Origin of the sequence: Pseudomonas sp. 02C 26 (assembly GCF_002843585.1) — a bacterium.
Taxonomy (GTDB): Bacteria; Pseudomonadota; Gammaproteobacteria; order Pseudomonadales; family Pseudomonadaceae; genus Aquipseudomonas; species Aquipseudomonas shirazensis.
On sequence record NZ_CP025262.1, the window covers coordinates 4191092 to 4206147 of the forward strand.

A 15056-nucleotide genomic window follows, 5' to 3' on the forward strand; every position below is an offset into this window, starting at 1 on the left:
TCCTCGGCGACGGAACAGGTCAACGAAGTGGCATTGCGGGTGATCAGCGCCTCCAACTCGTCGATGACCAACTCCGACGAGCAGTCCAACCGCACCAACAGCGTTGCCGCTGCCATCAACGAGCTGGGCGCTGCCGCCCAGGAAATCGCCGGCAATGCTGCCCAGGCCTCGCAGCACGCGACCTCGGCGCGGCATCTTGCCGAAGAAGGTCAGCAGGTGGTCGACCGCAACATTGCCGCGATGAACCGCCTGTCGGAGTTGATCGTTGGCTCCAGCGCGCAGATCGAAACGCTGAACAGCAAGACCGTCAACATCGGCCAGATCCTCGAAGTGATCACCAGCATTTCGCAGCAGACCAACCTGCTCGCGCTCAACGCCGCCATCGAGGCTGCCCGCGCGGGCGAAGCCGGCCGCGGCTTTGCCGTCGTCGCCGATGAGGTGCGCAACCTCGCCCACCGCACCCAGGAGTCGGCCCAGCAAGTTCAAGGCATGATCGAAGAGCTGCAGGTCGGCGCCCGGGAGTCGGTCGAGACCATGGGCCAGAGCCAGCGTCACAGCCAGGACAGTGTGCAGATTGCCAACCAGGCCGGGGAGCGCCTGGAAAGCGTGACTGTGCGCATCGGCGAGATCGACGGCATGAACCAGTCGGTGGCCACGGCAACCGAGGAGCAGACGGCGGTGGTCGATTCGATCAACATGGACATCAGCGAAATCAACATGCTTAACCAGGAAGGTGTGGAAAACCTGCAGGCTACTCTGCGCGCCTGCTCGGATCTGGAGCAGCAAGCCAGCCGCTTGAAACAGTTGGTGGGCAGCTTCCGCATCTGACCTCCGGGTGCAACCCTCCCCGCCGCCATTTCGATACTGGCGGCGGGGCCTTGGCCACGGGCTTGCCGGCAATAATGCCGATGCGCGCCCGGGCCAACCTCGATCGAACAAACTATTCTTCCTGAAGGTCAACCTCTAGGCATGTCATCGCCGCTTTGTTACCGCGCATGACAGACCTGAAGTCGATCCCCGGAGGGATGCTGATCGTGCACATTGCCGACATCACCATGTTCTACGCACCCGCCAGCGGTGGCGTGCGTACCTATCTTGATGCCAAACACCGCCGTCTCGACGCCATGACTGGCGTTCACCACAGCCTGCTGATCCCTGGCGCCAGTGCCAGCCACGCCGATGGCGTCTACCGGGTGCCGTCCCCGCCACTGCCGTTCGGCAAGGGCTATCGCTTCCCGGTCCGCCTGGCGCCGTGGTGCAAGGTGTTGCGTGAGCTGCAGCCTGATCTGATCGAAGTCGGCGACCCGTATCTGACTGCCTGGGCAGCGCTGGAAGCGCGGCGCAAGCTGGATGTGCCGGTAATCGGCTTCTATCACTCCGACCTGCCGCTGCTGGTGGGCAATCGCATGGGCAACTGGTTCACGCCCAACGTCGAGGCCTACGTCAGCAAGCTCTATGGCAACTTCGACCGGGTCCTGGCGCCAAGCCAAGTGATGGCCGACAAACTGCGTCGGCTGGGCGTGCGCGACGTGCATGTGCAGCGGCTGGGCGTAGATTTGAGCACGTTCAACCCAGAGCAGCGCGACAACCGCCTGCGGGCTGAACTGGGGATCCCCGACACCACCCGCCTGCTAGTGTTTGCCGGGCGCGGCTCGCGCGAGAAGAACCTGCCGGTATTGCTCGACTGCATGCGTCACCTCGGCCCTCACTATCACCTGCTGCTGGTGGGTTCGGCCATGCCCAGCAACGTGCCTGCCAACGTCAGCGTGATCAATCACTTCTGCCCCTTGCCGGAAGTCGCGCGGCTGATGGCCAGTGCCGACCTGCTGGTGCATGCCGGTGATCAGGAAACCTTTGGCCTGGTCATTCTCGAAGCCATGGCCTGTGCCACCCCGGTTGTCGCAGTGCGCGCCGGCGCGTTCAGCGAAATAGTCACCGAGCAATGTGGCCGCCTGTGCCCGCCAAACGACGGCCAGGCCATGGCCGCCACCGTACGCGAGGTATTCGAGGACGGCGTGCGCCGGCTTGGCCAGCAGGCACGCCGGCATGCCGAGCAGCATTACTCTTGGGACAACGTGGTCAACGGCCTGCTGCAGCACTACCAAGCCGTGCTTGGCCATCAGCCACTGGTGCGTGCACATGCTTGAAGAGACTACCGGGCAGCGCAGCGTGATGCTGGTGCTGCACGACGTGGCGCCGGAGACCTGGCCCGACTACCAGCCGTTTGTCGAGGCGGTCGACCAGCTGGGCAACGTGCCGATGACCTGGCTAGTGGTGCCCGACTTTCATCAGCGCAATGCCCTAGAGCGCTCACCGACCTTCTGCCGTCTGCTAGATTGGCGCCTGCAGCAGGGCGACGAGCTGGCGCTACATGGCTATTACCACGCCGACCTCGGGCCGACGCCACGCACGCCGCGGGACTTCTTCATGCGCCGGATATATACGCATGAAGGTGAATTTTATGCGCTGGAACAAGCTCAGGCGTTGCAGCGCCTGCAAGCGGGCCTGCAGCTGTTCAATAGCCAGGGCTGGCCGGTGGCGGGCTTCGTCGCCCCGGCCTGGCTGATGAGCGAGGGCACCCGCCAGGCCCTGCGCCAGTTGCCATTGCGCTACACCAGCACGCCTCAGCACCTCTATCGGCTACCAGAATTCACCGCGATAGACGCGCCTGGCCTGGTCTGGAGCGCCCGTAGTGCCTGGCGTCGGGGCTTGTCGCGGGCACTGTGCAATTCGCAGCTGCAACGCTGGCAAAGTGCGCCAACCTTGCGCCTGGGCCTGCACCCAGTCGACATGCGCCATCGCAGCTCTCGCGATTACTGGCTGCAAACGTTGAAAACGCTCATCGAACAAGGCCGCGAGCCTCTGACCAAGTCAGCCTGGCTGGACCGCCAGGTCGCGGCATGAAGCGCTATGCCTGGCTTGGGCTGGCCCTGGTGCTGGCCCTGCTGGTGCCGGCATTGCTCGGCGGCGCCGAGCTACTGCCCAGACTGCAGAGCTTCTCCCCGAGCCTGATGGCGACCCTGCTGGGGATGATCCTGCTGTGCTGGATCATCAATGCGGCACGTCTGCGCCTGCTGCTGGGTGAGCAAGGTGCGCAATTGGGGCGTTGGCGCAGTCTTGGGGTGATCATGGCCACCGAGTTTGCCATCTGCACCACCCCAGGCGGTAGCGGTGGGCCATTGGCGCTGATGGCGCTGTTGGCGCGCGAGCGCATCGGTGCGGCCCGCAGCGGCGCGGTGTTCGCTATCGATCAATTGAACGATCTGCTGTTTTTCTTCTGCGCCATGCTCGCCGTTGCCGGCTACGCGCTCAGCCACAGCCTGGGCCGCAGCCAACAAGGCATGCTCATGGGCAGCGCAATGATGCTGTGTGCAGCCTTGGTGCTGATCGTACTGTTGCTGCGCTATCGGCGGCAGATCATGCGGCTCAATGGCCGCCTGCTGCGCAGGGTCGGCATGGGCGAAAAACGTCGGCGCCGCTGGGCGCGCAAGCTGCTGAGCTTCATCAAGGCTTTGGCGCAGACCTGGCGGCTGCCAAAACGTACGTTAGCGCTGGTGTTCAGCCTGACGTGCCTGCACTGGAGCCTGCGCTTCAGCGTGCTGTATCTGGTGATTCGCGGGCTTGGCGTGGAGCTGGCGTGGATACCCAGCTTTCTGGTGCAGATGCTGGCGCTGAGTGCTGGTCAGTTCAGCCTGTTGCCGGGCGGGGCCGGCGCTGCCGAACTGACATCGGCGAGCTTGTTGACACCACTGGTGGGCAGCTCGACGGCGGCAGCGGCGATCTTGCTCTGGCGCGCTGTTACTTATTACTTTTACCTACTGGCCGGGGGGCCGGTGTTTGTCTGCCTGCTGGGGCGACCGCTACTCCAGCGCTGGCGCCGTCAGCAAATGGATTGAGCAGCTGCCGCCAGAGTTCGGCGGCACCGACAAACTCGGTGCCATGCTCGTCGCTCATGGCGTCAGGATCGAAGCGAGCCAGGCAGCCCTCACCCAGCGTCGGCAGCGCACTGGCCGCGGCCTTGTCGAGTGGATCCGCCATTGGCCTGCCCTCCTCTCAGTCGAACACCACGGTCTTGTTGCCGTGCACCAGCACGCGGTCTTCGAGGTGATGACGCAGGCCACGGGCAAGCACCATCTTCTCCACGTCGCGACCGAAACGCACCATGTCTTCGATGCTGTCGGCATGACTAACGCGGACCACGTCCTGTTCGATGATCGGGCCGGCATCCAGCTCTTCGGTGACGTAGTGACAGGTCGCACCGATCAGCTTGACGCCACGCAGGGCGGCCTGATGGTAAGGCTTGGCACCGACGAACGAAGGCAGGAAGCTGTGATGAATGTTGATCACTTTTTCGGCATAGGCCTGGCACAGCTGTGGCGGCAGGATCTGCATGTAGCGCGCCAGCACCACGACATCGGCACCATGGCTTTCGACCAGACGCGAGACTTCGGCAAACGCCGGCTGCTTGTCTTTCGGGTCGACCGGCACATGGTAGAACGGGATGCCATGCCATTCGACCATGCTGCGCAGGTCATCATGGTTGGAAATCACGCAAGGGATATCACAGTCCAGCTCATCGGTATGCCAGCGATGCAGCAGATCCGCCAGGCAGTGCGATTCGCGGCTGGCCATCAGCACCACGCGCTTCTTTTGCGCCGAGTCGGTAACCCGCCAGATCATCGAGAACTCTTCGGCAATCGGCGTGAACGCTTCACGGAAGGCCTCGATCCCAAACGGCAATGACTCGGCGCGGATCTCATGGCGCATGAAGAACCAACCGCTCTGCTCGTCCGAGTGGTGGCTGGCTTCGTTAATCCAGCCGTTGTACAGAGCCAGGAAATTACTGACTTTCGCCACGATGCCGACACGGTCGGGGCAGGCAATCACCAGTCGATAGGTGCGCATGAATGAGACTCCAGGAACTTCGCAAAGGCGCATATTCTAGCGAGCTGGCAGAAAAAACACAGTAATCATCAGCAGCTGCCGCACGGGCCGCGCCGCGCGGCAATTGTTCAGCCATCGCTGCGGCGCCGAGCATGACAGCGGCGGACGCCGCCAGTGATATGTAAATTTTTCTTAACCTGAATACATTGTTAACACTCGCCTATTTAAGCGAGCGTGCCTTGATTATTGTTTACTTGAGACTAGCGGCTGTCTATTATTAGCCCACTGACTCCCTGTACATGCACTATTAAGGAACACTTCATGTCTCTGATCAACGAATACCGCGCCACAGAAGAAGCCATCAAAGAACTTCAAGCTCGTCTGGCCAACCTGTCGCAAGACGACAAGCTGAAGAAAGAGCTGGAATTCGAAGGCAAGCTGCGCACCCTGATGGGCGAATATTCCAAATCGCTGCGTGATGTGATCGCCCTGCTCGACCCGGAATCGAAACTGAGCAAGGCCCCACGTGGCGGCGTCAAGACCACCACTACCAAGCGTGCGCGCAAGGTCAAGCAATACAAGAACCCGCACAATGGTGAAGTTATCGAAACCAAAGGCGGCAACCACAAGACCCTGAAAGAATGGAAAGCCAAATGGGGTGGCGATGTGGTTGAAGGCTGGGCAACCCTGCTGGACTGATAAGTCCGCTTTGCTGCCTTGAATAAAACGCCGGCTATTGCCGGCGTTTTTTATTGTCTGGACACATTACAGTACAAATGACTGCTGCAGTTTCTCGGCATGCTGCTGCCAGGCAAGCAGTACCTGCCGCCCGCCTTCGTCAGCTGTTGCCCATGCGCTTTGCAGGGCCTTTTCGAAACCCTCCAGGGTAATCGGCGCGCCCGCCGCAGGGTCGCCAAGACGTTGCTGGCAGAACTGCAGCCAGCGCTGTCGCTCTGGCTCATCCAGGGTCTCGGGGAAGTTTCGCGCCCGGTAGCGGAATAACAGTTCAGGCAGCCGTGGATCATCGAACATCCATTGTGATCGGCCAAGTTGCGCCGGGTCGACCACGCGCACCTGTTCGCACAGACGGCGGTCACGGTCGCCAATAAAGCCTGCATATAACTGCTGCTCGGGGTCGTCGCTTGCGCCAAATTCTTCGGCGCTGTAAATCGCGGCGAGTTTGTCTTGCCAGACGTTTTGTTGCTGTGCCAGTTGCTCGCCGCGTGCTTGCAGCAGGGACAGATCAATCCCCAATCGTTGTTGGTCAACCGGGCGCAATACCGACAGCGGTGCCAGTACCGGGCAGCGGTTGACTTGCACCAACTTGAGCGGCACCGGTAATTGCATGTCGGACAATTCGTCACGCCGAGTGTACAAACGCTTGCGTAATGTTTCGGCGCTTTCATCCAGTAGCGGAGAGGTTTCCAACTGCAGGTCGCACACAATCAGTGCGTTGCGGTTACGTGGATGCCAGGCCAGCGGCAGTACCACGCCGAGGTAATTTCGCTCAGCGGAGAAACGCCCGGAAATATGTACCAATGGCTGCAATAGCCGAATCTGCTCCATGACTTTATGCTTGCTGCGCAACTGAAATAACCAGTCATACAACTTTGGCTGTTTATCCCGAATCAATCGCGCCAGAGCGATGGTCGCCCGCACGTCGGAAAGCGCTTCGTGAGCATGCCCATGATCGATGCCATTGGCTTTGCTGAGCAATTCCAGACGCAGGCTGGTGCGCCCGTCCTGCTGCGGCCAGACGATGCCTTCAGGGCGCAGGGCATAGGCCGTGCGCACCACATCGATCAGATCCCAGCGGCTGTTGCCGCCCTGCCACTCGCGAGCATACGGGTCAAAGAAGTTGCGATAGAGGCTGTAACGGGTCACCTCGTCGTCAAAGCGCAGGGTGTTGTAGCCGGAGCCGCAGGTGCCAGGGCGCACCAGTTGCTGATGCACACGGGTCATGAACTCGGCTTCGCACAGGCCATTGCTGGCCAGTTGCTCAGGAGTGATGCCGGTGACCAGGCAGGCCATCGGATGCGGCAAAATATCTGCCGACGGTTGGCAGAACAGATTGACCGGTTCTTCGATTTCATTGAGGTCGAAATCGGTGCGCAGCCCCGCCAGTTGCAACGGCCGGTCGCAACGCGGGTTGATACCAGTGGTTTCGTAGTCGTGCCAGAAGATGCTGGAGCTCACGGGTTCGTCCTGTAGCTAGGTCGACCGTGAGTCTAGCGGCCCGGGCGGGCAGTTCGCACCTCCAATGCAGGCAGAATGTGTCGCCAGGGTCAGGCAGAGGCGTTGGCGGCAGGACGGAAGCTGAAGAAGTCACGCAGTGAATGCACGAATTCATCGTACTCGCGCGGTGCCTGTAGCAGCATGAAGCCTGAGTCGTAATGCATGGGCGTCTGGTCTTCGCGGCACCACAGGCAGCTTGCCGACAGGTTGATAAACTGCCAGGCGCCGCCGGGCAAGGGCACGCGCAGCTGCAGTTCGTAGTCGGGCCCGACCAGCACCGGCAGCGAGCTGATCAGCATCAAACCGTCTTCGGAGGCATTGCCAAGGTAGCCGATCTGCTGATCGGTAAAGCGGTTGTAGACCTTGAGTACACAAGGCAACTGGTGACGCTGGATGTGGCGCTGGATAAACATGATGACAGGTAGTGTCCCGTTTCCGCGGCCAGGAATACGAGGTACTGGCGGTTGCTGTTACAGCTAAGATACAGCTTAGCCCAGCCGCTGTGGCGAATCTCGTGAAATCAATGACACCTTGGTATTAGCGCCAAGGCGTGGTGTGCACCGGACTGGCCACGGCAGGCTGGCGATAGTGGCCGAGCTTTTCCAGCGTCAGCAGACGCGCACGGGCGCGGTAGGCGTACTCATTTTGCGGGTAGCGCTGAACCAGGTACTCGTAGGTCTGCGCAGCATCGACGTAGAGCTTCTGCCGCTCCAGGCATTGGCCACGCAGCAGGGCCACTTCAGGATGGATGAACGGCCGCGCGCGGCTGGTCCGATCGACCTGGGACAGCTCGAGCATCACCCGCTGGCAATCGCCACGATCATAGGCGCGGTAGGCGTTGTTCAGGTGATGGTCCATCGACCAACGGGTGCAGCCAACGACGCTGGCGGCAATCGCCAGAACGATCAGGGTTCGCATGGGGATTCTCCTTTGATAGGCAGTGTATCGGCCCGACGCGGCAAATCTTCACACGCTTTTGCAAGCATAGCGCGACCGTACAAATGCCACCCCCGCAAGACGCAAGGTAGTGCAACGGAACAATGACTACAGCGCAATTGAGGAGTAGCCTCTCGCTGCGCTTCACTACAGGAGTCTATGCATGACCATCCGCCGTACCAAAATCGTTGCCACCCTTGGCCCTGCCAGCAACTCGCCAGAAGTGATCGAACAACTGATCCTTGCCGGCCTCGACGTTGCCCGCCTGAACTTCTCCCACGGCACGCCGGACGAGCACAAGGCTCGCGCCCGCCTGATCCGTGAGATCGCCGCCAAGAACGGCCGTCACGTCGCACTGCTGGGCGACCTGCAGGGTCCGAAGATCCGCATCGCCAAGTTCAGCAACAAGCGCATTGAATTGAAGATCGGTGACAAGTTCACCTTCTCCACCGTGCACCCGCTGACCGAAGGCAACCAGGATATCGTCGGCATCGACTACCCCGACCTGGTCAAGGATTGCGGCGTGAACGACGAGCTGCTGCTCGACGATGGCCGTGTGGTCATGCGCGTCGAGACCGCTACCGCCGACTCCCTGCACTGTGTGGTGCTGGTTGGCGGCCCGCTGTCTGACCACAAAGGTATCAACCGCAAAGGTGGCGGCCTGACCGCACCGGCCCTGACCGAGAAAGACAAGGCCGACATCAAGCTGGCTGCCGAGATGGACCTGGACTACCTGGCCGTGTCCTTCCCGCGTGATGCCAAGGACATGGAATACGCACGCAAACTGCGTGACGAGTCCGGCGGCAGCGCCTGGCTGGTGGCCAAGATCGAACGCGCCGAAGCGGTTGCCGACGACGAAACCCTCGACGCCCTGATCGCTGCCTCCGACGCCGTAATGGTTGCCCGTGGCGACCTCGGCGTGGAAATCGGCGATGCCGAGCTGATCGGTATCCAGAAGAAGATCATCCAGCACGCCCGCCGCAACAACAAAGCGGTGATCGTCGCGACCCAGATGATGGAGTCGATGATCCAGAACCCGATGCCGACCCGCGCCGAAGTTTCCGACGTGGCCAACGCCGTGCTGGATAACACCGATGCGGTCATGCTGTCGGCTGAAAGTGCTGCCGGTGCTTATCCGATCGAAGCCGTACAGGCCATGGCGCGGATCTGTCAGGGCGCTGAAAAGCACCCGACCAACCAGCGCTCCAGCCACCGTCTGCACACCACCTTCGAGCGTTGCGACGAGAGCATCGCCCTGGCGGCGATGTACACCGCCAACCACTTCCCCGGCGTCAAGGCGATCATCGCCCTCACCGAAAGTGGCTACACCCCGCTGATCATGTCGCGCCTGCGCTCGCATGTGCCGATCTACGCGCTGTCTCCGCACCGCGCGACCCAGGCACGTGCCTCGATGTTCCGTGGCGTCTACCCGATCGCGTTCGACCCGGCCTCGCTGCCGGCCGACAAGGTCAGCCAGGCGGCCGTCGACGAGCTGCTGCAACGCGGTTTGGTTGAGCAAGGCGACTGGGTGATCCTGACCAAAGGCGACAGCTACCACACCATCGGTGGCACCAATGGCATGAAGATCCTGCACGTCGGTGATCCGCTGGTCGGCTGAACCCCGCCAACACGCCGCTCCCTGTAGGAGCGGCCTTGTGTCGCGAGAGGCCAGCAAAGCTGGCCCGGCAATATCGGCGGCGAAGCTGAAAGTGTGGGCCCGCTCCGCGCGCCTCTCGCGACACAAGGCCGCTCCTACAAAAACACATCGGCATACAGCTGATTACGCGGCAAGCCGGCGATGAACAAGCGTCGTGCGAACCGCTCGACACTGGCCGGCGCACCGCACACCAGCGCCACCGTCTGCCGCGACGCCAGACGCAACCCAGCCAACGCCTCCTGCACTCGATCCTCAAGCACCCACTCCACGCTCACTTCAGTGTGCAGTTGGGCCAGGGCAATCACTGTGTCTTTCAGGTAATGCCCCTCCTCTGCATGAGCCACCTGTAGCAGCTTGATCTCACCGTTGTGTCCTGCGCGCAACGCCTCGCGCAATATCCCTATCAGCGGCGCCAGACCAGTGCCTGCAGCCAATAGCCAGAGCGGCTTGTGCTGCCAGTCCGGGTCGTAATGCAATGCGCCACCGCGCAACTCGCCAAGCCTCAGCTCATCACCAACCCGCAACGCACGTGCACGGTCACAAAATGCGCCCGGGCGTCGGCAGTCGATATGAAACTCGAGAAAGTCATCCTCGCCCGGCAGGCTGGCCAGTGAATACGGGCGCGCCACCTCCCCGGCCCACAGCAACAGGTGCTGCCCGGCCTGATAGCGCAACAGCCGCTGCGGGCGCAAGCGCAGGCGCAGCACATCGGCAAACCAGTCAAGCTGGCACACGTGCGCCGGCAAGCCATCATGCAGTGGGTCGAACAACGCCAGGCGCAAGTCGCCCGTGACCTGGCACTGACAGGCCAACCGCCAGCCCTGCTCGCGCTGGGCCGGGCTCAGAGCCTCTGGTTTCAGGTCATCAGGCTGGCCGTCAAGACACCGCACCATGCATGCATGGCAACTGCCGGCGCGGCAACTGTAGGGCACATTGAAGCCTGCGCCATTGAGGGCATCGAGCAAATTGCTGGTGGCAGGCACGCTGATTCGCTGCGCGCCTACGTAAACATCGGGCATGGTTCAGAGGCCTCCGGGGTTATACGGGTATTGTACAGAACACACTCAACATCACTGCCAACCCGCTTCAGACCTTGGTCCCGCGCATGCGGTGGTGTGTCGCACCGGTATGCGCGCTATACTGCCGCGCCTTTTTTGCGTCGGCCTGACCTGCCGCCGCGTTGCCAGGCGTTTCGCCACGCTGGTGGTCGAAAAGCCTTTTACCGATGTTCCCGTCTTCAAGAGGAGCGCGCTGCATGACCGTGATCAAGCAAGACGACCTGATTCAGAGCGTCGCCGATGCCCTGCAATTCATTTCGTACTACCACCCCGTTGACTTCATCCAGGCGATGCACGAAGCCTACCTGCGTGAAGAATCGCCGGCTGCCCGTGACTCGATCGCGCAGATCCTGATCAACTCGCGCATGTGTGCCACAGGCCACCGCCCGATCTGCCAGGACACCGGTATTGTCACCGTGTTCGTGCGCGTGGGTATGGACGTGCGCTGGGATGGCGCCACCATGAGCGTCGACGACATGATCAACGAGGGCGTGCGCCGCGCCTACAACCTGCCGGAGAACGTCCTGCGGGCTTCGATCCTGGCCGACCCGGCCGGGGCGCGCAAGAACACCAAGGACAACACCCCAGCCGTCATCCACTACTCGGTAGTGCCAGGCGACAAGCTGGAAGTCGACGTCGCAGCCAAGGGCGGCGGCTCCGAGAACAAGTCGAAGATGGCCATGCTCAACCCGTCCGATTCGATCGTCGACTGGGTGCTCAAGACCGTGCCGACCATGGGCGCTGGCTGGTGCCCGCCTGGCATGCTCGGCATCGGCATCGGCGGTACTGCCGAAAAAGCTGCGGTCATGGCCAAGGAAGTGTTGATGGAATCCATCGACATCCATGAGCTCAAGGCCCGTGGCCCGCAGAACCGCATCGAAGAGATCCGCCTGGAGCTGTTCGACAAGGTCAACCAGCTGGGCATCGGCGCCCAGGGCCTGGGCGGCCTGACTACCGTGCTCGACGTCAAGATCATGGACTACCCGACCCACGCCGCTTCGCTGCCGGTGTGCATGATCCCCAACTGCGCGGCTACCCGTCACGCCCACTTCGTGCTTGACGGCTCCGGTCCTGCAGAGCTTGAAGCGCCGTCGCTGGACGCCTACCCGGAAATCGTCTGGGAAGCCGGCCCGAGCGCGCGCCGCGTCAACCTCGACGAGATCACCCCGGAAGAAGTCGCCAGCTGGCAGCCAGGCGAAACCATCCTGCTCAACGGCAAGATGCTCACCGGCCGCGACGCCGCGCACAAGCGCATGGTCGAGATGCTCAACCGCGGTGAAGAGCTGCCGGTCGATCTGAAAGGCCGCTTCATCTACTACGTCGGCCCGGTCGATCCGGTCGGTGACGAAGTGGTCGGCCCGGCCGGCCCGACCACCGCCACGCGGATGGACAAGTTCACCCGGCAGATCCTCGAGCAGACCGGCCTGTTGGGCATGATCGGCAAGTCCGAGCGCGGCCCGACTGCGATCGAAGCGATCAAGGACAACAAGGCGGTGTACCTGATGGCCGTGGGTGGCGCTGCCTACCTGGTCGCTCAGGCGATTCGTAAATCGCAAGTGCTGGCCTTTGCCGAACTGGGCATGGAAGCGATCTACGAGTTCGAGGTCAAAGACATGCCGGTTACCGTTGCGGTCGACAGCAATGGTGAGTCAGTGCATATCACTGGGCCTGCGTTGTGGCAGAGCAAGATTGCCCAGAGCCTGGCGGTTGAAGTGAAGTAATCCTTCACTGCTTCAATAAAACGCCCGGCATTTGCCGGGCGTTTTGTTTTCACATGTCAGGCCTTGGCGCACCCGGGGTTGCCGAAGGTATTGCTGACGCTCCACAGAGCCTCATAGAAACACTTCACTTCAACAATGCCTTGAGCCAGAACGCCATGATCTTTTCACTCGTCTGCTGCTCATCCAGGTCACGCCAGACGCAGCCTGAACGCAATGACGGATCTCGTAAAAAGCCGCGGTTGCGCCAGAAGCCATGCAACGGTCGGTAGTCGGCGGGCCGCAACGGATGAACGCCAGGCCGCTCCACGCTGCAGAACGCGCAGAAATCGAAATCGGCCAGCTTATGGGCGTAGGACTCGCGCTCGATAAAAAACCGCACACCCAGGCCTTGCCCGCGATAAGCCGGCAACACCAACGATTGAGCGAAGTAGAAGATTTTGGCCGGATCCTGGCCGCGCGTCACAAATGGCTCCTGTAGCGCTTGCGCCGCATCGGCCAGAGGCAGACCAATGGATGCACCCACTACCTGCCCACGCGCTTGAGCGAGTACCAACAAGCTGCGCTCGGAACGGGTAAGGTCTGCCAGATAGTCAGCGTCTTCTTCTGCGGTCCCGTCATACAGAAAGGGGTACTCTCGCAACACCTCCAGGCGTAATTGCCCAAGCTCTGCGATAAAGGGTGCGATAGCGGCGCCGTGCAGCAGGCGGATTTCCATAGTGAGTGCTTCGTCCTGACGTTAGGGATAGGCACACGGACGGACCGGGCTCGAAGCAAGACCGTATCACCCCTCCCCCGTGTGCGCCTTTCCCTGCACGACAGTTACATCACCAACACCGCAGTATGTTTCAACCGAACGGTCGCACGCCCTGGCGCAGGCCAAACAACAGCAGCAACAAGTCCTGATCCGGCTGTACCGTGACCTGGGCTTTCACATTGCGCGGTGGCGGGCATTGGCTGAGCAGATCCGATTTGCTGAAAACCGTAGGCCGCGGCTGCTCCCAAGCGGCGAACGCAACCGTGGTCACTACCAGCGACGACACCAGGAACAAAGTTCGAGCGATTTCTAGTTTCATTACCCTAAACCTTTGACTGCGCTGCCAAACGCCGTCTGATAAAAGTAGAGCAATGTTTGCCATTCAGTATCGTTGAGTGACGAATGGCGCCGTAGCTGACCGAGGTCGTTGAGTGCTGCGCGCTGGCGACTGATCCGTCGGCGGCACTTTTCCAGGTCAAGCAAGGCGACTTCGGCGGTGGCCTGCTCGCCTTCGCCATTGACCTTGATGAACACATGCTTGCCATACAGGCAGCCGTGCTGCCAATGGCCCTGATGCATGCGCGCGAGGTTTTCGGCCAGATCCTTGAGCATGCGTTCGTGGAGGACTGCTGGATACGCTTGGCGAGCGCCGTTGGCGTACCAGGTCTCCATGTCGACAAAACCATCCAGCGCTTCGCTGACCAGCAATGCCCGCCATTGGTGCTCGCCATCGCGCTGTGCACCGCAGTAGACGATACGTGGCACGCGCACGCCAAGCTGCTCGAAGCTGTGCAGCGCATCCAGCTCACGCAGCACTGTCGGCCGGCCAAACGGGTGCAGCAGGCTGCGGTAGGTATGGCCGATCTGGCGCTTGGCATACAGCAGTTGGCCGCTGGCGTCGTTCAGGCGCTGCACTCCGCTTTCGCCACCGCGGCGCTGATTGGGCTCCTCGACCCACTCGCCCTGCTGCTGCCAGTAGAAATCGAATTGCGATTCACGGCCCTGAGTCACCACCATATTCTCTACCCCTTGCGTAACACGTAGACCCGCCACATGGCGTAGAGCGGCAGGAAATCCAGGCGCTCCTGGATACGAAAGCCGGCCGCAAGAAACTCCTGCTCAACTGTGTCAGCAGGTAACACGAAACGATTCTGGTAACTGTCCTTGTCGGCTCTGTTGTTGCGGCGCTTTTCCAGCTTTTTGCGCCGCCAAGCCTTGAAGTTGCCATCCACCCACAACGAAACGATCACGCTGTCGCGACTAACCCGATGAAATTCCGAGAGAATCGTGCGCCGATGGCTGGCTTCACCGATGTGGTGAAACAGCCGCATGCAGAAAATGCTGTCTGCTGCGTTGTCCGGCAGATCACTGGCGAAAGCAGAAGTCTGCAAGGGCCGTACCCGCGCCACTACGGCTGGCGGTTGCGCGGCACAGGCTGTCTCGATCATCGCCTTGGAGTTGTCTGCACCGATGATCACCCGATTGGCTTTTTCGGCCAGCAATGGCCAGAAGCGCCCTGCCCCACTCGGCAGATCCAGCACCAGACCAGGGTCGCCAGCCAGTGTCAGCGCACGCCGAGCCAACTGCTCGTCGCGCAGATGGGACAGCCGCCGGGCAAAACCGTTCTGGTGCTTGTAAAGGTAATCCTGCGCGTGTTGTTGGTCGTACTTTTCGGAAAACTCGAGTTTTATCGGGCTGCGCATCGGGCATCTCCTGAGCTGATGCGCGCAATTTAGAAAGACGCGCGTCGGGCTCAGGTGATGCAGATGTGAAAAACTTGTAAGCCTTTTCCTACATCATTACAAGCGATT

17 protein-coding genes are annotated in these 15056 nt (G+C 61.3%); 7 read left to right on the forward strand and 10 right to left on the reverse strand.

The genetic code is table 11. The features are described 5' to 3' along the window. Positions 1-63: 63 nt before the first annotated feature. The 4 genes from CXQ80_RS25390 (at position 64) to CXQ80_RS19100 (ending at position 3896) form a co-directional block, all read left to right on the forward strand. The gene (locus CXQ80_RS25390; RefSeq protein WP_371411621.1) at positions 64-828 is read left to right on the forward strand and encodes a methyl-accepting chemotaxis protein; all 765 of its coding nucleotides are present in this window, start codon (positions 64-66) and stop codon (positions 826-828) included. Positions 829-1025: 197 nt separating this feature from the next. After that, a complete protein-coding gene (locus CXQ80_RS19090) occupies positions 1026-2147 on the forward strand; it encodes a glycosyltransferase family 1 protein (RefSeq protein WP_101321949.1) in 1122 nt (373 codons plus the stop codon). Beyond that, on the forward strand, positions 2140-2904 hold the full coding sequence (locus tag CXQ80_RS19095) for a DUF2334 domain-containing protein (protein WP_101321950.1): 765 nt from the start codon (positions 2140-2142) through the stop codon (positions 2902-2904). Before CXQ80_RS19090 ends, CXQ80_RS19095 begins: the two co-directional genes overlap by 8 nt. Continuing rightward, positions 2901-3896: a lysylphosphatidylglycerol synthase transmembrane domain-containing protein gene (locus CXQ80_RS19100; RefSeq protein WP_101321951.1), complete on the forward strand. Its 996-nt coding sequence runs from the start codon at positions 2901-2903 to the stop codon at positions 3894-3896. The genes CXQ80_RS19095 and CXQ80_RS19100 overlap by 4 nt, the downstream gene beginning before the upstream one ends. Here the strand turns inward: CXQ80_RS19100 and CXQ80_RS25060 are convergent. Both CXQ80_RS25060 and purU read right to left on the reverse strand, forming a co-directional pair. Continuing rightward, on the reverse strand, positions 3799-4038 hold the full coding sequence (locus tag CXQ80_RS25060) for a hypothetical protein (RefSeq protein WP_101321952.1): 240 nt from the start codon (positions 4036-4038) through the stop codon (positions 3799-3801). The genes CXQ80_RS19100 and CXQ80_RS25060 overlap by 98 nt on opposite strands. A 15-nt stretch (positions 4039-4053) precedes the next feature. Continuing rightward, positions 4054-4905, reverse strand: coding sequence for a formyltetrahydrofolate deformylase (gene purU / locus CXQ80_RS19110; protein WP_101321953.1), 852 nt, complete (start codon positions 4903-4905; stop codon positions 4054-4056). Between the two features lie 300 nt (positions 4906-5205). Between purU and mvaT the strand changes: the two genes are divergently transcribed. Then, positions 5206-5583: a histone-like nucleoid-structuring protein MvaT gene (mvaT, locus tag CXQ80_RS19115; RefSeq protein WP_101321954.1), complete on the forward strand. Its 378-nt coding sequence runs from the start codon at positions 5206-5208 to the stop codon at positions 5581-5583. A gap of 66 nt (positions 5584-5649) precedes the next feature. Here the strand turns inward: mvaT and sbcB are convergent, their stop codons facing one another. From sbcB to CXQ80_RS19130, 3 genes are all read right to left on the reverse strand, one after another. Beyond that, positions 5650-7080 carry an exodeoxyribonuclease I gene (gene sbcB, locus CXQ80_RS19120; protein WP_101321955.1) on the reverse strand — a complete coding sequence of 477 codons (1431 nt, stop codon included), beginning with the start codon at positions 7078-7080 and terminating at the stop codon, positions 5650-5652. Positions 7081-7169: 89 nt separating this feature from the next. Then, entirely contained in the window at positions 7170-7532 is a 363-nt protein-coding gene (locus tag CXQ80_RS19125) for a PilZ domain-containing protein (RefSeq protein ID WP_101321956.1), read from the reverse strand. A 124-nt stretch (positions 7533-7656) separates the two neighbouring features. Continuing rightward, a complete protein-coding gene (locus CXQ80_RS19130) occupies positions 7657-8037 on the reverse strand; it encodes a hypothetical protein (RefSeq protein WP_101321957.1) in 381 nt (126 codons plus the stop codon). Positions 8038-8218: 181 nt separating this feature from the next. Here CXQ80_RS19130 and pyk point away from each other — a divergent pair, with 181 nt between their 5' ends. Continuing rightward, positions 8219-9673 (forward strand): pyruvate kinase, encoded by a 1455-nt coding sequence (gene pyk, locus CXQ80_RS19135; RefSeq protein ID WP_101321958.1) that lies wholly within the window; start codon positions 8219-8221, stop codon positions 9671-9673. Between the two features lie 134 nt (positions 9674-9807). On the opposite strand, the gene CXQ80_RS19140 is transcribed toward pyk, so the two are convergent. Next, positions 9808-10731: an iron-sulfur-binding ferredoxin reductase gene (locus CXQ80_RS19140; protein ID WP_101321959.1), complete on the reverse strand. Its 924-nt coding sequence runs from the start codon at positions 10729-10731 to the stop codon at positions 9808-9810. Positions 10732-10967: 236 nt separating this feature from the next. Here CXQ80_RS19140 and CXQ80_RS19145 point away from each other — a divergent pair, with 236 nt between their 5' ends. Beyond that, a complete protein-coding gene (locus CXQ80_RS19145) occupies positions 10968-12491 on the forward strand; it encodes a fumarate hydratase (RefSeq protein WP_101321960.1) in 1524 nt (507 codons plus the stop codon). A 124-nt stretch (positions 12492-12615) separates the two neighbouring features. Here the strand turns inward: CXQ80_RS19145 and CXQ80_RS19150 are convergent, their stop codons facing one another. The 4 genes from CXQ80_RS19150 to CXQ80_RS19165 form a co-directional block, all read right to left on the reverse strand. After that, positions 12616-13206 (reverse strand): GNAT family acetyltransferase, encoded by a 591-nt coding sequence (locus tag CXQ80_RS19150; protein ID WP_101321961.1) that lies wholly within the window; start codon positions 13204-13206, stop codon positions 12616-12618. A gap of 130 nt (positions 13207-13336) precedes the next feature. Next, complete coding sequence (locus CXQ80_RS19155) at positions 13337-13564, reverse strand: hypothetical protein (protein ID WP_101321962.1); 228 nt, start codon at positions 13562-13564, stop codon at positions 13337-13339. Next, complete coding sequence (locus CXQ80_RS19160) at positions 13564-14262, reverse strand: lipopolysaccharide kinase InaA family protein (RefSeq protein ID WP_101321963.1); 699 nt, start codon at positions 14260-14262, stop codon at positions 13564-13566. Before CXQ80_RS19160 ends, CXQ80_RS19155 begins: the two co-directional genes overlap by 1 nt. Positions 14263-14267: 5 nt before the next feature. Further along, positions 14268-14948: a class I SAM-dependent methyltransferase gene (locus CXQ80_RS19165; protein ID WP_101321964.1), complete on the reverse strand. Its 681-nt coding sequence runs from the start codon at positions 14946-14948 to the stop codon at positions 14268-14270. Between the last annotated feature and the right edge of the window lie 108 nt (positions 14949-15056).